Origin of the sequence: Enterococcus sp. DIV0802b, from assembly GCF_050543535.1 — a bacterium.
Classification (GTDB): domain Bacteria; phylum Bacillota; class Bacilli; order Lactobacillales; family Enterococcaceae; genus Enterococcus_D; species Enterococcus_D entomosocium.
In genome coordinates, this window is the sequence record NZ_CP172941.1 from 256512 (window position 1) to 275235 (window position 18724).

At 43.7% G+C, this 18724-nt stretch carries 17 protein-coding genes; 12 read left to right on the plus strand and 5 right to left on the minus strand.

Annotated elements, in window-relative coordinates; translation table 11 throughout:
* The first annotated feature begins 14 nt into the window (after positions 1-14).
* The 8 genes from IGJ12_RS01195 (at position 15) to IGJ12_RS01230 (ending at position 9284) form a co-directional block, all read left to right on the plus strand.
* Positions 15-1133: a BMP family lipoprotein gene (locus IGJ12_RS01195; protein ID WP_034872080.1), complete on the plus strand. Its 1119-nt coding sequence runs from the start codon at positions 15-17 to the stop codon at positions 1131-1133.
* Positions 1134-1270: 137 nt separating this feature from the next.
* Positions 1271-2881: an ABC transporter ATP-binding protein gene (locus IGJ12_RS01200; RefSeq protein WP_005232559.1), complete on the plus strand. Its 1611-nt coding sequence runs from the start codon at positions 1271-1273 to the stop codon at positions 2879-2881.
* Entirely contained in the window at positions 2874-4025 is a 1152-nt protein-coding gene (locus IGJ12_RS01205) for an ABC transporter permease (protein ID WP_005226844.1), read from the plus strand. The genes IGJ12_RS01200 and IGJ12_RS01205 overlap by 8 nt, the downstream gene beginning before the upstream one ends.
* The gene (locus IGJ12_RS01210) at positions 4025-4978 is read left to right on the plus strand and encodes an ABC transporter permease (RefSeq protein ID WP_005232556.1); all 954 of its coding nucleotides are present in this window, start codon (positions 4025-4027) and stop codon (positions 4976-4978) included. Before IGJ12_RS01205 ends, IGJ12_RS01210 begins: the two co-directional genes overlap by 1 nt.
* Positions 4979-5172: 194 nt before the next feature.
* On the plus strand, positions 5173-6339 hold the full coding sequence (gene deoB, locus IGJ12_RS01215; protein ID WP_422705469.1) for a phosphopentomutase: 1167 nt from the start codon (positions 5173-5175) through the stop codon (positions 6337-6339).
* Between the two features lie 10 nt (positions 6340-6349).
* Complete coding sequence (locus IGJ12_RS01220; RefSeq protein WP_429970083.1) at positions 6350-7168, plus strand: purine-nucleoside phosphorylase; 819 nt, start codon at positions 6350-6352, stop codon at positions 7166-7168.
* A gap of 25 nt (positions 7169-7193) precedes the next feature.
* On the plus strand, positions 7194-7898 hold the full coding sequence (gene deoD / locus IGJ12_RS01225) for a purine-nucleoside phosphorylase (RefSeq protein WP_005226852.1): 705 nt from the start codon (positions 7194-7196) through the stop codon (positions 7896-7898).
* A 198-nt stretch (positions 7899-8096) separates the two neighbouring features.
* Positions 8097-9284: an iron-containing alcohol dehydrogenase gene (locus IGJ12_RS01230; protein ID WP_420657317.1), complete on the plus strand. Its 1188-nt coding sequence runs from the start codon at positions 8097-8099 to the stop codon at positions 9282-9284.
* Positions 9285-9336: 52 nt separating this feature from the next.
* On the opposite strand, the gene IGJ12_RS01235 is transcribed toward IGJ12_RS01230, so the two are convergent.
* The 4 genes from IGJ12_RS01235 to rpiA form a co-directional block, all read right to left on the minus strand.
* Positions 9337-9984: an SGNH/GDSL hydrolase family protein gene (locus IGJ12_RS01235; protein WP_430619268.1), complete on the minus strand. Its 648-nt coding sequence runs from the start codon at positions 9982-9984 to the stop codon at positions 9337-9339.
* Positions 9985-10085: 101 nt separating this feature from the next.
* The gene (gene gpmA / locus IGJ12_RS01240; RefSeq protein WP_005226871.1) at positions 10086-10772 is read right to left on the minus strand and encodes a 2,3-diphosphoglycerate-dependent phosphoglycerate mutase; all 687 of its coding nucleotides are present in this window, start codon (positions 10770-10772) and stop codon (positions 10086-10088) included.
* Between the two features lie 194 nt (positions 10773-10966).
* Positions 10967-11548 carry a recombinase family protein gene (locus IGJ12_RS01245; protein WP_005226873.1) on the minus strand — a complete coding sequence of 194 codons (582 nt, stop codon included), beginning with the start codon at positions 11546-11548 and terminating at the stop codon, positions 10967-10969.
* A 151-nt stretch (positions 11549-11699) separates the two neighbouring features.
* Positions 11700-12374 (minus strand): ribose-5-phosphate isomerase RpiA, encoded by a 675-nt coding sequence (rpiA, locus tag IGJ12_RS01250; protein ID WP_005226875.1) that lies wholly within the window; start codon positions 12372-12374, stop codon positions 11700-11702.
* Positions 12375-12678: 304 nt separating this feature from the next.
* Between rpiA and rpsL the strand changes: the two genes are divergently transcribed.
* The 4 genes from rpsL (at position 12679) to tuf (ending at position 17134) form a co-directional block, all read left to right on the plus strand.
* A complete protein-coding gene (gene rpsL / locus IGJ12_RS01255) occupies positions 12679-13092 on the plus strand; it encodes a 30S ribosomal protein S12 (protein ID WP_003127956.1) in 414 nt (137 codons plus the stop codon).
* Between the two features lie 70 nt (positions 13093-13162).
* Complete coding sequence (rpsG, locus tag IGJ12_RS01260; RefSeq protein ID WP_003127957.1) at positions 13163-13633, plus strand: 30S ribosomal protein S7; 471 nt, start codon at positions 13163-13165, stop codon at positions 13631-13633.
* Between the two features lie 80 nt (positions 13634-13713).
* Positions 13714-15798, plus strand: a complete 2085-nt coding sequence (gene fusA / locus IGJ12_RS01265) for an elongation factor G (protein WP_005226900.1) — start codon at positions 13714-13716, stop codon at positions 15796-15798.
* A gap of 148 nt (positions 15799-15946) precedes the next feature.
* The gene (gene tuf / locus IGJ12_RS01270) at positions 15947-17134 is read left to right on the plus strand and encodes an elongation factor Tu (protein ID WP_005226902.1); all 1188 of its coding nucleotides are present in this window, start codon (positions 15947-15949) and stop codon (positions 17132-17134) included.
* Between the two features lie 129 nt (positions 17135-17263).
* On the opposite strand, the gene IGJ12_RS01275 is transcribed toward tuf, so the two are convergent.
* Positions 17264-18559: an ISL3 family transposase gene (locus IGJ12_RS01275; protein WP_429946989.1), complete on the minus strand. Its 1296-nt coding sequence runs from the start codon at positions 18557-18559 to the stop codon at positions 17264-17266.
* Between the last annotated feature and the right edge of the window lie 165 nt (positions 18560-18724).

Below are 18724 nucleotides of genomic sequence, written 5' to 3' on the forward strand. Positions count from 1 at the left end.
GGGGCTTTACAGCAATGAAAAAAGCAAAATTATTTAGTTTAGGTATTGTTGCAGTAGCTGGGTTGACTTTACTTGGTGCTTGTGGCGGAGGAAATTCAGGTTCAACTGATTCAACTGGTGGCGGTTCTGCAGACGGTACGACTGATGCAGCGCATAGTGTCGCAATCGTTACCGATATCGGCGGGGTGGATGACCGTTCATTCAACCAATCCGCATGGGAAGGCTTAGAAGCATGGGGGGAAGAACACGGGATCGCTCGCGGTGCTGGTGGTTATGACTACGTGCAATCAAATGAAGCATCAGAATACACAACAAACGTAAATGGTGCCGTTCAAAATGGTTTCAAAACGATTTTCGGTGTGGGTTACTTATTGAAAGATTCAATCGCAGCAGCAGCTGACCAAAACCCTGATACACAATTCGGGATCATCGATGATGTGATCGAAGGCAAAGACAACGTTGTTTCAGCAACATTTAAAGATAATGAAGCAGCTTACTTAGCTGGTTATGCTGCAGCTTATACAACCAAAACAAACAAAGTCGGCTTCATCGGTGGTGAAGAAGGCGTCGTTATCGACCGTTTCGAAGCTGGTTTCACAAAGGGTGTTCAAGACGCAGCTGAAAAACTAGGCAAAGAAATTACCATTGATTCTCAATATGCAGCATCATTTGGTGATCCTGCCAAAGGAAAAGCATTGGCAGCTTCAATGTATCAAGGCGGCGCTGACGTAATCTTCCACGCATCTGGCGGTACTGGTGCAGGTGTCTTCCAAGAAGCAAAAGCAATCAACGAACAATTGAACGAAGCAGACCTAGAAGACAAAAAAGTTTGGGTCATCGGTGTGGATAGCGATCAACAAGACGAAGGAAAATTCACAACTGCTGACGGCAAAGAAGATAACTTCACACTGGCTTCAACATTGAAAGGTGTTGGCGCAGCGGTACAAGATATCTCAACTCGTGCGTTAGAAGATAACTTCCCTGGCGGCGAACACATTGTTTACGGCTTGAAAGATGGCGGTGTAGACATTACTGAAGGGTTCCTTTCAGATGATGCCAAAGCAGCGATCGAAACAGCGAAACAAGACGTGATCGACGGCAAAGTAGAAGTACCAGAAACACCTGAAAAATAAAGTGGTTCTTTTCGGTTATCTTGCCCTAGCCTAGGGCAAGATGATCGTTGTTGGATTACTATGTTGATGAAAGCTACGGGTTTTCATGAGGATAGTAATCATCCTAAGCAATAGCAATTATTTTTTTGACATGACGAATGGTTTGTATAAGCGAATTAGAAAGTAAGGATGTGAGTAATTTGGCTGAGGAAAAATATGTTGTAGAAATGCGTCATATCACCAAAGAGTTTGGAACGTTCAAAGCCAATGACGATGTCAACTTGCAAGTAAGGCCAGGAGAAATCCACGCATTGCTTGGTGAAAATGGAGCGGGCAAGTCGACCTTGATGAATATGTTGTCAGGATTATTGGAACCAACATCTGGTGAAATCTGGATGAATGGTGAAAAAGTGAATATCACGAGTCCGACCGCAGCAAACAAATTGGGGATCGGTATGGTGCATCAGCATTTCATGCTGGTAGACGCCTTTACTGTAACAGAAAATATCATTTTGGGAAGCGAACCCCATCATCTCGGTGTGTTAGATCGCAAGAAAGCCCGCAAAGAAATCAAAAAAGTTTCTGAACAATATGGTTTATCGGTTGATCCAGATGCCTATGTGCGTGACATCTCTGTCGGGATGGAACAACGGGTAGAGATCTTGAAAACTCTTTACCGCGGCGCAGATGTACTGATTTTTGATGAACCAACGGCAGTTTTGACACCGCAAGAAATCGAAGAGCTGATCGAGATCATGCGCGGATTGGTGCGTGAAGGGAAATCGATCATCTTGATCACCCACAAACTGGATGAGATCAAAGCGGTGGCAGACCGCTGTACAGTTATCCGTCGGGGGCAAGGGATCGGCACTGTCAATGTCAAAGACGTCAGCTCCCAACAGTTGGCCGATATGATGGTTGGTCGTTCTGTGTCCTTCAAGACACCGAAGAAAGAGGCGTCACCAAAAGAAGTCGTGCTTTCTGTTGAAAACTTAGTTGTAAAAGAAAACCGTGGCTTAGAAGCAGTCAAAAACTTAAGCTTAGAAGTACGTGCAGGTGAAGTATTGGGGATTGCTGGTATCGATGGCAATGGGCAATCAGAGCTGTTACAAGCCATCACTGGTTTACGGAAAGTCGAAAGCGGCAAGGTCTTGCTGAATGGCGATGACATCACCAACTTCAAGCCTCGGAAAGTCACCGAAGCCGGCGTTGGTCATGTGCCAGAAGACCGCCATAAATACGGGCTTGTCTTGGATATGATGTTATCAGAAAACATCGCCTTGCAAACCTACTACAAAAAACCTTTGAGTAATGCAGGTGTCTTGGATTATGGAGAGATCAACGAGTTTGCTCGTGACTTGATTCAAGAATTTGATGTACGAACAGTCAATGAGATCGTACCGGCACGGGCATTGTCCGGCGGGAATCAACAAAAAGCGATTATCGCACGAGAAATCAGCCGCGATCCTGATCTATTGATCGTTGCCAATCCGACCCGTGGGTTGGATGTCGGAGCGATCGAATTTATCCACAAACGCTTGATTGAACAACGGGATAAGTTCAAAGCTGTTTTATTAGTCAGCTTTGAATTAGATGAAATTTTGAATGTATCAGACCGCATTGCTGTTATTCATGCTGGTGAGATCGTTGGGGTCGTTGATCCGAAAGAAACATCAGAGAAAGAGCTTGGCTTGTTGATGGCAGGGTACTCCTTGGAGGAAGCAAGACGAGAGCTGCAAATGGAGGAAGTAGGTGGTTCGGTTGAATAACCGCAAAGAAAAGATCCGCAATATATTAGTGCCGATCATCGCTGTCTTGTTGGGATTCGTCCTTGGCGGAATCATCATGGCGGCCTTCGGCTACAGCCCGATCACAGGGTATACACAAATGTTCCGGACCGTTTTTATCAACGGACAAACAGGTGGGTTAAATGCCCGCAACATTGGTGAGATTTTTGTTACAGCAGGACCATTGATCTTTACCGCTCTTGGATTTGCCGTTGCAAACTCAGCGGGATTCTTCAATATCGGTCTTTCTGGTCAAGCGCTAGCAGGTTGGGTTGCCAGTATCTGGGTCGCACTAGCGATGCCGGATGCGCCTCGGTTGGTGGTCTTGCCATTAGCCGTGATCGTAGGGGCGTTATGCGGGGCGATCGCAGCTGCGATTCCTGGGTTCCTACGGGCATTCTTTGGTACGAGTGAAGTCATCGTGACGATCATGATGAACTATATCTTGCTTTATACGGGGAACCATTTAGTCAATAATGTGATGAGCGAATCCATGATCACGACAAAAGGGGTCACGAAAATGGTGGGGGAAAATGCCTCCATGCAGACCCCGTTTCTAGCAAGCATCACGAGCAACTCTCGCTTGAACTTGGGGATCTTCTTAGCTTTAATCTTCTTAGTTTTGGTTTGGTTCTTGATGAAAAAAACCACTCTTGGTTATGAGATCCGCGCGGTGGGCTTGAACCCAAGCGCTTCTGAATATGCTGGGATGAGTAGCAAACGGACGATCATTATCTCCATGATCATCTCTGGAACACTTGCCGGATTAGGTGGAGTCGTTCAAGGACTAGGAACGTTTGAAAACTTCTTCGTTCAAGGGTCATCATTAAGCATCGGGTTTGACGGTATGGCTGTATCCTTGTTAGGAAGCGGCTCATCGATCGGAATCTTGCTTTCAGCCCTCTTGTTCAGTATTTTGAAATTAGGTGGACAAGGCATGCAGTTTGCAGGTATTCCATCTGAATTAGTTGATGTTAATATCGCAATTATTATTTTCTTCGTAGCGATCAGTTTTGTGATTCGTTTCTTGTTGGCAAAAATCTTTGACGGCAAAAAAGAAGCGCTGGTCGTACAGGAGATTGAAGCCCAACCAAACGATCAAGATCAGGAAGGAGGAACCATCTAATGGATATTAGTTTAATTTCTTCGATCGTCACTCAAACATTGATTTATGCGTCTCCTCTGATTTTGACGGCGCTAGGTGGCGTGTTCTCAGAGCGAAGCGGGATCGTTAACGTGGGTCTTGAAGGAATCATGGTTATGGGTGCTTTTAGCTCGATTGTTTTCAATATTGAATTTGCGTCACAATTTGGTGCGTGGACACCGTGGTTAGGGATGCTCGTCGGCGGACTTGTCGGTGTGGTTTTCTCCTTGCTGCATGCGGTGGCAACCATCAACTTCCGTGCAGACCACATCATCAGTGGTACGGTGATGAACTTGATGGCACCAGCTTTGGCCGTGTTCTTAGTTAAAGCGATCTACAACAAAGGGCAAACCGATAACATCCAACGGACATTGGGGTATTTCAATTTCCCGATTCTTAAAGATATTCCTATCATTGGCCCGATTTTCTTTAATCAAACGTTCTTACCGGCGTACTTCGCTATTTTGATCTCAGTGATCGCGTGGTTCGTGATTTTCAAAACACGCTTTGGGTTGCGTCTTCGTTCTGTCGGTGAGCATCCTCAAGCAGCTGATACCTTAGGGATCAATGTTTACGTGATGCGTTACTCAGGCGTCTTGATCTCTGGATTCCTTGGTGGGATGGGCGGTGCCTTGTTTGCTCAATCGATCGCGGGTCGCTTTGCTGTGACAACGATCGCCGGTCAAGGGTTTATCTCGATGGCTGCGATGATCTTTGGTAAATGGAATCCACTTGGTGCGATGGGAGCAGCGATTTTCTTCGGTTTCGCGCAAAACATCAGTATCGTAGGTGGCCAGCTGCCAATCATCTCTTCCATTCCAGCAGTTTACTTACAAGCTGCGCCTTATGCCTTGACGATCATCGTGCTCGTTCTTTTCCTTGGAAAAGCTGCTGGTCCGAAAGCTAACGGGAAGAACTACATTAAATCTAAATAATTTTTTCAGTATGAAAGGGTGGGGCTATGGGACATGAATGTGTTGCTGTGTCCTGCCCTTTTTCTATCCTCTGGGTGAAAGGAAAGCGTCAGGAAATTTCCAAAGCAACCCAGCGCAATTTTTGCTTAAGTTTAGTATGATAGAGGTAGTAGATCCGCTTGTAAAAGCATAAAATAAAGAAAGTAGGGAATAGAATGTTTAAACGTGTACACTTGATCGTGATGGATTCAGTCGGAATTGGTGAAGCACCTGATGCGGCAGCTTTTGGTGATGTCGGTTCAGATACATTAGGCCATATTGCAAAAGAAGCAGGCTTAACGATCCCTCACTTGGAACAATTAGGCCTAGGTACGATTCGTCCTTTAGAAGGCGTAAAGGCGGTAGCTGACCATGATGGGTATGCAACCAAATTGGAAGAAGTTTCTGTTGGGAAAGATACGATGACGGGTCACTGGGAGATCATGGGCTTGAATATCCAAAAGCCTTTCCGCGTATTTCCAGATGGGTTTCCCGATGAATTATTGCAACAGATCGAAGCGTTCTCTGGACGCAAAATCGTCTGCAATGCGCCGTATTCTGGGACAGCAGTCATTGATGACTTTGGCGAACATCAAATGAAGACCGGGGATCTGATCGTTTACACTTCGGCTGACCCAGTGTTGCAGATCGCCGCTCATGAGGAAATCATTCCATTAGAAGAATTGTATCGTATTTGTCAGTACGTTCGGGATATCACGAAAGATGAGCCGTATATGATCGGCCGCATCATCGCGCGTCCTTATGTCGGTGAGCCTGGAAACTTTACTCGTACGAGCAATCGTCATGACTACGCACTCGATCCATTTGGCCATACAGTGTTAGATTCATTGAAAGAAGCTGGAAAAGACGTGATCGCCGTTGGGAAAATCAATGATATCTTCAACGGGCAAGGAATCACCGATTCTGTACGGACGAAGAGCAATATGGACGGTGTGGATCAATTATTGAAGGCGATGAAACAAGACTTTACGGGTCTAAGCTTTACGAACTTAGTCGACTTCGATGCGCTTTATGGTCACCGTCGCGATGTCGTAGGGTATGCCCACGCCATTGAAGATTTTGATTTGCGTATTCCAGAACTCTTAGAAGCAATGGGAGACGAGGATCTGCTGTTGATCACAGCTGACCACGGCAATGACCCAACCTTTACGGGAACGGATCACACGAGAGAATATGTGCCATTACTAGCGTACAGCAAGAAATTTCAAGGCCAAGGCCAATTGCCACAAGGCTACTATGCGGATATTTCCGCAACGATCGCTGAAAACTTTGGTGTTTCAGCTACAGAAAACGGAACAAGCTTTTTAAAACATTTAAATTAGAGGTGATGAAATGACAACGTTACATGAGAAATTACAAGAAACAACGGCATTTATCAAAGGAAGCGGCGTCGGTGAAGTGGAATTTGGGTTGATTTTAGGATCTGGCTTAGGGGAACTAGCCGATGAGATCGAAAACCCAATCGTGTTGCCTTATAACGATATCCCGCATTTTCCTGTTTCGACAGTGGTCGGTCATGCCGGACAATTGGTCTATGGAACATTAGCTGGGAAAAAAGTCTTAGCGATGCAAGGACGATTCCATTATTATGAAGGCCATTCGATGCAGACGGTCACTTACCCCGTCCGTGTGATGGCGGCATTGAAAGCTCATTCCTTAGTCGTGACCAATGCCTGTGGCGGTGTGAACGAAAGCTTCCAGCCTGGAGACTTGATGTTGATCACCGATCAAATCAACTTTATGGGGGACAACCCACTGATTGGTGAAAACGAAGAAGAAATGGGTCCACGTTTCCCAGATATGAGCCAAGCTTACCATTTGCCTTATCGGGAAGCGGCACAAAAAGTTGGCGCATCAAAAGGATTGCACTTAAAAGAAGGCGTCTATATGGGCTTCTCAGGTCCTACGTATGAAACGCCAGCAGAGATCCGCTTTGCTCGGACGATCGGTGCCGATGCTGTCGGTATGTCGACTGTCCCAGAAGTGATCGTTGCTGTTCACAGTGGCTTGAAAGTCTTAGGTGTTTCTTGCATCACAAACTTGGCTGCTGGTATGCAAGCGAGCTTGAATCACGAAGAAGTCGTGGAAACGACGGAACGGGTCAAGGCAGAATTTAAAGCGTTGATCAAAGAAACGTTAACAGTACTATAAAAAGCAGACCAAAGGAGAAAAACGAATGAGCGTTCATATCGAAGCAAAAGCAGGCGAGATCGCAGACAAAATCTTGTTACCAGGTGATCCACTGCGGGCGAAATATATTGCTGAAACATTTTTAGAAGACCCGATCTGTTACAACAATGTTCGGGGAATGTTGGGCTATACAGGCGTTTATAAGGGCGAGCGGGTCTCTGTCCAAGGAACCGGCATGGGCATGCCTTCAGCGAGCATCTATGCCCATGAATTGATCAACTCTTACGGCGTGAAGAAATTGATTCGGGTCGGTACGTGTGGTGCCATCTCAAAAGATGTCCATGTGCGTGATCTTGTGATTGCCCAAGCGGCAGCAACAAGTTCCTCGATGGTGGCAAAAAACTTCCAAAGTTTCCATTTCCCACCAATCGCTGACTTTGCACTGCTGCGTAAAGCCTATGATACAGCGATTGAATCAGGATTTACGACCCACGTCGGCAACATCTTATCTGAAGATACCTTCTACAAAGATGACATGACGGAAACGTTACAGTTGGCAGACCTTGGGGTGATGGGTGTTGAGATGGAAGCCGCAGCCTTATACTATTTAGGGGCGAAATTCCACGTTCAAACCTTAGCGATCTGTACCGTCAGCGACCACATCATCACTGGAGAAGAAACAACGCCAGAAGAAAGACAAACGACGTTTAACGACATGATCAAAGTTGGCTTAGAAACAGCGATTGCGTAAAAAAGATACCACAGGATCGGTGCATGAACGATGCGAGGGCTGCTTGCTTTTGATAGAGCAAGCAGCCAAATCGTATTGGTTTGCATGCAACCGAGAATGTGTTATCTTTTTTTGTTGGCAAAAAGCCACGAAGAAGCGTTGCACTTTTGCCAGAAAATGGTTTAATGAAAAGAAAAGGTGTAAAAAGGAGACGAGACAATGAATAATTTTACGTTTCATGTAACGACGGACATTCGTTTTGGGAAAGACCGTCTGAACGAATTGCCAGAAGTACTGAATACATTTGGAAAAAACGTCTTGCTAGTCTATGGTGGCGGCAGTATCAAGAAAAACGGCTTGTACGATGCAGTCATGGCGCAATTGACTGCCAACGGCAATCAAGTCACTGAATTGACTGGTGTCGATCCAAATCCACGAATCGAAACCGTTCGTCAAGGAGCCGCTCTTTGTCGTTCAGAAAAGATCGACGTCATTTTAGCTGTTGGCGGCGGTTCTGTCATTGATTGCAGCAAAGTGATTGCTGGGGCGGCTTGCAGTGAGCAAGAGCCTTGGGACTTAGTACTTTCCAGAAGCTATCAAGGACCAGCGATTCCATTAGTAACGATCTTGACCCTTGCGGCTACCGGCAGTGAAATGAATCGCGGCGCAGTGATCTCTAATCTAGAAACGAAACAAAAACTTGGCGTTCACGGACCCGAATTTTTACCGAAAGTATCCTTTTTAGATCCAACAACGACCTTTAGTGTCAGTCGTTATCAAACGGCTGCCGGTTCAGCGGATATCATGAGCCATCTGATTGAAAATTATTTCAGTAAAACAGAAGGAACAGATGTCCAAGACGGTGTAGCAGAAGGATTGCTAAAAGCAGTCATTAAAAATCTGCCCATCGCATTAAAGGATCCCTCGGACTATGACGCACGGGCGAATTTGATGTGGGCGAGCACCTTAGCCTTAAATGGTTTGACTGGAAGCGGCAAGGGTGGTGCATGGTCTTGTCATGCGATGGAGCATGAGTTGAGTGCGTTTTATGACATTACCCATGGCGTAGGCTTAGCGATCCTGACCCCACGCTGGATGCTTCATGTATTGAATGAAGAAACGGCGCCGAAATTTGCGCGTTTTGCCAGAGAAGTCTTTGGTGTCCAAGAAGCAGTGCCAGAATTAGCTGCCCGAATGGGGATTCAAAAACTGTATGACTTTTTTGCTTCTTGCGATATTCCGATGACTTTGCCAGAAGTGGGGATCGCCGATGACACTCATTTTGCTGAAATGGCGGCTCAAGCAGTTCAATTCAGCTCTATTGCAACAAATGCGTATGTACCGCTACAAGAAGAAGACGTGATCGCAATCTACCAAGATTCCTTGACTCCTTCAACCTATCTTTAATCATTAAAAAGACCGTTCCTGCGACTTGGTTGTCGCGGAGCGGTCTGTTTATTTACCCTTCAGAAGAAAAAGCCAAACGGGCCATTAGCTGATTCGCAATCAAGGCGTGTCCTGCAGGAGTGGGGTGCACACCGTCATCGCCTGTCAGTGCCTGTGGGGAGCTAGCGACGGATGCTTCGGCAAACAAGCCATCCAGCGGCAGCAGTTGACAATGAAAGGCGGCAGCTAAGCGACGAACGATTTGGATTTTCGGATCAAGATCGATCCGCCAGGTTTGGCGATCTTCAGGATATGGCAATACAAAAGGTTCCAGCAAGAAAATACGCGTGATCCCCTGTTGGGTCACTTGTTCCAGAATTTGACGGTAGGTTGCCTCAAAGGACGTTGCCGCAGCTTCTGAACCAAAATCGGGACCACCGGCATTGTGCCACGTGTCGTTGATCCCAATCATAAAGACCAAGGCGTCAGGCGCTAATTGGAGGCAATCTTCTTGGAGACGGGCTAAGACATCGGCAGCTTTATTGCCGCCGATCCCGCGGTTATAAAAGGTAAAGCCCGCAGTGGAGAATTTCTCTGCCAGCTGATCGGCAACGAGACGGGCAAACCCATGTCCTAAATCGTGGGGGGCTTGGCGATCACGATCGCAATCTGTGATGCTGTCACCTAAAAATAAAACGGTATCATTTTTGACTAGTTTCATAATAAGCTCCTTTCGAGTATGCCCTCAATTATAAAAGAGGGGGGAGAAAATGCCAATAAAAAAACTGCCCTTTGGTTAAAAAGGGCAGCGATAAGCGAGGCTTATAAGTAGTATTTTTTCGCAACAGTCAAATCATCGTTCAATTCATAAACAAGTGGTTGACCAGTTGGGATCTCAAGATCCATGATATCTTCGTCAGAAATACCTTCGATATGTTTTGCTAATGCACGTAGAGAGTTTCCGTGAGCCGCAACTAAGACAGTTTTGTCGTCTTTTAATGCTGGGGCGATTTCATCTTGCCAGAAAGGCAATGCACGTTCTAAAGTAACTTTTAAGTTTTCTCCACCAGGTACGTCGCGAGGGTCAAGCATTGCATAACGACGGTCGTTTGCAGCAGAACCTTCATCTGAAGCTTCCATCAATGGAGGTAAAACATCGTAAGAACGACGCCAGATGTGTACTTGTTCGTCACCGTATTTTTCAGCAGTTTCTTTTTTATTTAAACCTTGTAATTTACCGTAATGACGTTCGTTTAAGCGCCATGATTTGATCGTTGGTACCCAAAGTTGATCAGAATATTCTAAAATGTAATTACAAGTTTTGATGGCACGAGTTAAAACAGATGTGTAAGCAACGTCAAATTCGATGCCTGCTTCTTTGATTTTACGTCCGCCTTCGATTGCTTCTTCGACACCTTCTGGCGCTAGATCAACATCAGCCCAACCGGTAAACTGGTTTAATTTGTTCCATTCGCTTAGTCCATGACGAGAAAATACTAATTTTGGCATGTAAAACTCTCCTTTAGATATTCGATATTTTTCTGAAATTTTCAATTCCGTATTTATTGTACACTCTTTCTCAAAGAATTTCCATGGTTTTGGAGGAAAAGCTGGGGGAAAACGCCATTCTTAAGGAAAAACAAAAGGGGATCATTAAAAAGAGGACCGCTTTTGTTTCATGCTGTTCTAGGGGGAGTCGACAACTATGAACGTAACTTGTTCCATTCTTCTTCGGATAATTTTATGTATTTATAGCATGTACCTACAGAAACACCGCATTTTTCAGAAATATATTGAATCGTTTCTTTTTTTTCGTAGTACAATTGACGGATTTTTTTGATCGTTTTTGGATCGATCTTTGGACGACCGCCAATTTTGCCTTTTTTGCGGGCTTTATTTAAGCCGACCAGCGTGCGCTCTTTGATGAGTGAGCGTTCCATGATCGCAAGTCCTTCCATCAAATTGAAGTAAACCTGTCCCATCGGACCGCGGGTATCGATTTGTTCTGCCAGTGAAACCAGATGAAGCTCTCGCTGTTTTAATAGATCCGTGAGATCGGTCAGCTGTCTGGTCGTCTTCCCTAAACGATGCAGTTCCGTAACGACTAAGGTGTCACCGGGCTGCATTTGTGCCACCACTGACTCCAATGAATGATTTTCTTCACTTTCTTCCACGCTAAATGTCTCATGGAAAAATTCATGACACCCAAATTCTTCGAGCTTGTTTAATTGTTCACTTGTTGAGTTATCGGTGATCGTTGAACGAGCATAGCCTATGATTTTCATAAACCCTCCTACCTTTCCCTTTTTATTGAATGTATCATAATTATTTCTTAAATGATAGGGTAATTTGCACAAAAAATAATAAAAATTAAGTCGATTGAAGAAAAATAACGAAAAAAAGAGAAGCATTTTTGCTTCTCCTTTTTTGTTTCCTTTATCTAACGTGCTTGGTACTCGGTCCTTCAGGCAATCCGACAATGATCGTATGAACCATATCCAAAAACAGACCGTGTTCAACCACGCCCACTGTAGCATCTAATTCCTGTGCCAACTCAGTAGGAGCGGTGATCGTTTCTAGATGAAGATCGATGATGTAATTGCTGCAATCGGTTTTTAAAGGTTCGCCTTCTTCATTCAGACGCAGTTTTGGATGGTAGTTTTTCTTCTCGAACAGACGCAACAGTTGTTGGCTGCCATAAGGGATCACTTCCACTGGCAACGGGAAGGCACCAAGTGTTTCGACCATTTTCGATTCATCAACGATCCACAAAACTTTTTTGGAGTTAGACGCCACGATTTTTTCGAATAAAAGGGCTGCACCGCCGCCTTTGATGCCATGATAATCCTTGCTGATCTCATCTGCACCGTCGATCGTTAGATCCACAGCGTCCACTTCATCGATGGTGCGAATCGGGATACCTAATCCTTCTGCTTGTTTTTTCGATGCCCAAGAAGTTGGGACACCAGTGATCGATAGACCTTCTTCTTTTACACGTCGACCCAGTTCTTCAATCATGTAGTAGGCTGTTGAGCCAGTGCCCAAGCCAACGACCATGCCATCTTTTACATAACTAGCCGCTTCAATGCCGACCATTTCTTTTAGGTTCATTTTCTTCCCGCCTTTTTTAAATAAATGCTTTGTCTCTATTATATAGGAAGAAGCGCAAAATTTGCGGATTTTTTCGTAACAGATTTCTTTTGAAAAAAGCTTGGGAGGATACTTGACAGGTAAGAATAAGCATGATATTCTATCAAAGGTGCTTTATCTACAGGTCTCTCGTTGGAGACGTGCTGACTGTCTATCAAAGCATAGTTGATATGAATGCAGAGAATGCATTATTTTTTATCGCAAAAAAAGAACCACCTGGATGTGTGGGACTATAAAGCGAATCAAGGAAGGAGGACAACTAGGGATGCCTACAATTAATCAATTAGTACGTAAACCTCGTAAATCCAAGGTTGAAAAATCAAATTCACCAGCATTGAACAAAGGATATAACAGTTTCAAGAAAGCTCAAACGAATGTTAACTCACCTCAAAAGCGTGGGGTAGCTACTCGTGTGGGAACTATGACACCGAAAAAACCGAACTCAGCTCTACGTAAATATGCGCGTGTTCGTTTGTCAAACTTGATTGAAGTGACAGCTTATATTCCAGGTATCGGACACAACTTACAAGAACACAGCGTGGTCTTGTTACGTGGTGGACGTGTAAAAGACTTACCAGGGGTACGTTACCATATCGTTCGTGGTGCATTGGATACTGCCGGTGTTAACGATCGTAAACAATCTCGTTCTAAATATGGTACAAAACGTCCTAAAGCTTAATCTTTAAGACAAACAGATCAAATGAATCTTATTTAAATCAGAACTGATATCTCGGAAGGAGGAGTTACGGATGCCTCGTAAAGGTCCTGTTGCAAAACGTGATGTTTTACCAGATCCTATTTATAACTCAAAATTAGTAACTCGTTTGATCAACCGTGTAATGGTTGATGGTAAACGCGGTGTTGCTGCAAATATTATCTACAATGCTTTTGGCATTATCAAAGAATCTACAGGAAATGATCCATTGGAAGTTTTCGAACAAGCAATGAAAAACATTATGCCTGTATTGGAAGTTAAAGCTCGCCGTGTCGGTGGTTCTAACTACCAAGTACCAGTAGAAGTACGTCCTGAACGTCGTACAACTCTAGGTCTTCGTTGGGTGGTAAACTACGCTCGTTTGCGTGGCGAACACACAATGGAAGAACGTCTTGCAAAAGAAATCATGGATGCAGCAAACAACACTGGTGCTTCTGTGAAAAAACGCGAAGACACACACAAAATGGCGGAAGCCAACCGCGCATTTGCTCACTATCGTTGGTAAGATCCTCACTGCTTTTTATTGGAAGGTACTGAGACAACCTTAGCTTAAGTTAAGTAAGAATGAGAGGGGAACAACCTAGAATGGCAAGAGAATTTTCGCTAGAAAAAACTCGTAATATCGGGATCATGGCCCACGTTGACGCTGGTAAAACAACGACAACTGAACGTATCCTTTATTACACAGGTAAAATCCATAAAATTGGTGAAACACATGAAGGTGCTTCTCAAATGGACTGGATGGAACAAGAACAAGAACGTGGGATCACAATCACTTCTGCTGCGACAACTGCGCAATGGAAAGAAAACCGCGTAAATATCATCGACACACCAGGACACGTGGACTTCACAATCGAAGTGCAACGTTCATTGCGTGTACTTGATGGTGCTGTAACTGTGTTGGACTCACAATCAGGTGTAGAACCTCAAACAGAAACAGTTTGGCGTCAAGCGACAGATTACCGCGTACCACGTGTTGTATTCTGTAACAAAATGGACAAAATTGGTGCAGACTTCTTATACTCTGTATCAACTTTACATGATCGTTTACAAGCAAATGCTCACCCAATCCAATTACCAATTGGTGCGGAAGATGACTTTACTGGTATTATCGACTTAGTAAAAATGAAAGCTGAAATCTACACAAATGACTTAGGAACTGAAATCCAAGAGACTGAAATTCCTGAAGAATATGTAGAATTAGCTGAAGAATGGCGCGAAAAATTAATCGAAGCTGTTGCTGATACTGATGAAGAACTAATGATGAAATTCTTGGAAGGTGAAGAAATCACTGAAGAAGAATTGAAAGCTGGTATTCGTCAAGCAACATTGACTGTTGACTTTTTCCCTGTTCTTTGTGGATCTGCCTTTAAAAACAAAGGGGTTCAATTGATGTTGGATGCAGTCATCGACTACTTGCCTTCACCACTTGATGTTCCTGCGATTAAAGGGATCAATCCTAAAACAGACGAAGAAACTGATCGTCCGGCTGACGATGAAGCACCATTTGCTTCATTAGCATTTAAAGTAATGACTGACCCATTCGTAGGTCGTTTGACATTCTTCCGTGTGTATTCAGGTATCTTGAACTCTGGATCATACGTATTGAATGCTTCAAAAGGCAAACGCGAACGTATCGGTCGTATCCTACAAATGCACGCCAACACACGTGCTGAAATCCAAACAGTATACTCAGGCGATATCGCCGCTGCTGTTGGTTTGAAAGACACAACAACTGGGGATACACTATGTGATGAAAAATCACCAGTAATCCTTGAATCAATCGAATTCCCAGAACCAGTTATCGAAGTCGCTGTTGAGCCTAAATCAAAAGCTGACCAAGATAAAATGGGGGTTGCTTTACAAAAACTTGCTGAAGAAGATCCATCATTCCGTGTGGAAACAAACGCTGAAACAGGCGAAACTGTTATCGCTGGTATGGGAGAACTTCACTTGGACGTCTTAGTTGACCGTATGCGTCGCGAATTTAAAGTTGAAGCAAACGTAGGTGCGCCTCAAGTTTCTTATCGTGAAACATTCCGTGCAGCAACACAAGCGGAAGGTAAATTTGTACGTCAGTCTGGTGGTAAAGGTCAATACGGTCACGTATGGGTCGAATTTACACCAAACGAAGAAGGTAAAGGCTTCGAATTCGAAAACGCGATTGTCGGTGGTGTGGTTCCTCGTGAATACATCCCAGCAGTTGAAAAAGGACTTGAAGACTCAATGGCGAACGGTGTCTTAGCCGGTTACCCATTAGTAGACATCAAAGCAAAACTTTATGATGGTTCATACCATGATGTCGATTCAAGTGAAACTGCCTTCCGTGTTGCAGCTTCTATGGCTTTACGTGCTGCAGCGAAGAAAGCAAATCCAGTAATTCTTGAACCAATGATGAAAGTAGTTATCACTGTACCAGAAGATTACTTAGGTGATGTTATGGGTCACGTAACTGCTCGTCGTGGACGCGTAGAAGGAATGGAAGCACACGGTAACTCACAAATCGTGAACGCAATCGTGCCATTAGCTGAAATGTTCGGTTACGCAACGACACTTCGTTCATCAACACAAGGTCGCGGTACGTTCATGATGACATTTGATCACTATGAAGATGTACCAAAATCTGTTCAAGAAGAAATCATCAAGAAAAACGGCGGCAAAGCTGAATAATTGATGGAAGTATAGGAAATTAAGTAAAAAGCTATATTTTTTTCTGAGTTTCGTGTACAATATTATCGATGATAAGGGATGGGGAGCTGCGGCTCCCTACCTATCAAATATAAAAAATAAACTGCATTTTTAGGAGGAACATTTTAAAATGGCAAAAGAAAAATTTGACCGTTCTAAACCCCACGTAAACATTGGTACGATCGGACACGTTGACCATGGTAAAACTACACTTACAGCTGCTATCACAACTGTATTATCTAAAAAAGGTTTGGCTCAAGCTTCAGCTTACGACCAAATCGATGGCGCTCCAGAAGAACGCGAACGCGGAATCACTATCTCAACTGCTCACGTTGAGTACGAAACTGAAGCACGTCACTATGCTCACGTTGACTGCCCAGGACACGCGGACTACGTTAAAAACATGATCACTGGTGCTGCTCAAATGGACGGCGCGATCTTAGTAGTATCTGCTGCTGATGGTCCTATGCCTCAAACACGTGAACACATCTTGTTATCACGTAACGTTGGTGTACCATACATCGTTGTTTTCTTAAACAAAATGGATATGGTTGATGACGAAGAATTACTAGAATTAGTTGAAATGGAAGTTCGTGACTTATTGTCAGAATATGACTTCCCAGGCGACGATGTTCCTGTAATCGCTGGTTCTGCTTTGAAAGCTCTTGAAGGCGATGCTTCATACGAAGAAAAAATCATGGAATTAATGGCTGCAGTTGACGAATACGTTCCAACTCCAGAACGTGACACTGACAAACCATTCATGATGCCAGTCGAAGACGTATTCTCAATCACTGGACGTGGTACTGTTGCTACAGGCCGTGTTGAACGTGGACAAGTTCGCGTTGGTGACGAAGTTGAAATCGTTGGTATTGCTGAAGAAACTGCTAAAACAACTGTAACTGGTGTTGAAATGTTCCGTAAATTGTTAGACTATGCTGAAGCAGGGGATAACATTGGTGCATTGCTACGTGGTGTTGCTCGTGAAGACATCCAACGTGGACAAGTATTGGCTAAAGCTGGTACAATCACACCTCATACAAAATTTAAAGCTGAAGTTTACGTTTTAACAAAAGAAGAAGGTGGACGTCACACTCCATTCTTCACTAACTACCGTCCTCAGTTCTACTTCCGTACAACTGACGTAACTGGTGTTGTTGAATTACCAGAAGGAACTGAAATGGTTATGCCTGGTGATAACGTAACAATCGACGTTGAATTGATCCACCCAATCGCTATCGAAGACGGAACTCGTTTCTCAATTCGTGAAGGCGGACGTACTGTTGGTTCAGGCGTTGTAACTTCAATCCAAGCTTAATTTGATTGATCGAAGAGCAAAAGCGTACGCGCTTTTGCTCTTTTTTTGGCTCTTTGTCAATAAGGACTGATGAGTTGCGTAAAATCAAATCTGGGTCAGAATGAACCACATTCTGGCTCAGATTTTTTGTTATCTTACTTTGATTAATTGATTGATCAAAAAGATTCTAATTCTCATGTTCTCGAATGATTTAAATCCGTAGGATACTCGTTTCATTGTCTTTATGTGGGTATTCTTCGCTTCTATTTTTCCATTGGAATAAGGATAGATCATTGCGTTGGTGATGCCTTCTTCATAGGTCAGAAGGTTTTGAAGCTTCTCCCGAAAGCTGTCATCTAACGTTTTGGGAAGTTCTGTCAATAAGGAGAAAAACAAGTCAGGGTCTTTGTCTCGAAAGGCTTCAACTAATTCATGAAAAAAGGGATACGCCTCCTTCAGGGGCGTAGAAAACTCAAGCAATCGATCAATCATCATTGCTTCAGTAAGAAATGGGTATTTTGGTGCTCGGAAACTTTTCCATGTTTTGTATTCATAATGGTTGATGTTTGCACGATTTTTTAGCAAAAAGCGCCAGTTCTTTTTCAGTTTTTCTGCCTGGCTTTTCTGTCCGGCTTTACGAAGTTCATTCATTTCACGGATACGCAACTCATTGAACGCTTGATTCATGTGTTTGACAATATGAAACCGATCAATCACTACTTTCGCATTTGGCAGAACACGTTTGGTGAGCTGGAAGTAGGCGGCGTTCATGTCTGTCACCAAGAATTCTACTTCTTCTGGATTGGTACAACCTAAGAAATAGCTTGTTAATCGAGGTAATTTACGCGTAGGCAAAACATCTATTAATTTTCCTGTTTCGCCATCTGCGCAAATAAAGCTCATTTTATCTTCTATGGAAGCATGCGAACGAAATTCATCAACCATCAATACTCTGGGGAGAATCTTCTTAGATTGCTTTGGTAAATAGCTTTTAAACTCTTTCAATGTACGAATAACGGTGGTCAAAGATACCTGACAGCTTTTCGCAATAAAAGATAAAGATACTTTTTCAGTCAGTAAAGAAGCAATTTTATATCTAACATGATTTGCGATTGAATGTCTGGGTTGGACAAAATAACTTTGAGCAGTCCAATGGGTTCGGCAGTTTTTACAGGTATAGCGCTGCTTTTTTAGGCGCATAACCAAAGGCATCTGATTGTATTGTTCAAAACGGACAATCGTTTCCTTCTTCCCATTTTTCACTATAATTGTTTTCCCGTTTCCATCTACCACAGTAGAACCACAACTTCTACAAGCACGAGGAGTAGGCGAGAGAACAGCATCGACGACCAACGTCTTTTTCTTCTGAAGGGTCTCGTAAGAGACCTCTATAATCATCAAATCTTTCTCTATTATTCTCAGCATTTTTTTGATAGAATCATTCATATAGCATATCGTCCTCTCAGTTGTTTATTTTGTGGTGATTTAATCATACTAGAGAACGATATGTTTTTTAATACCTAAAATGAAAATGGGACTGAAGAATCAATTCTGATTCATCAGTCCCATAAATTATAGAGCCCTTTTTTTGACTTTTGTAGAAAAAAGCCG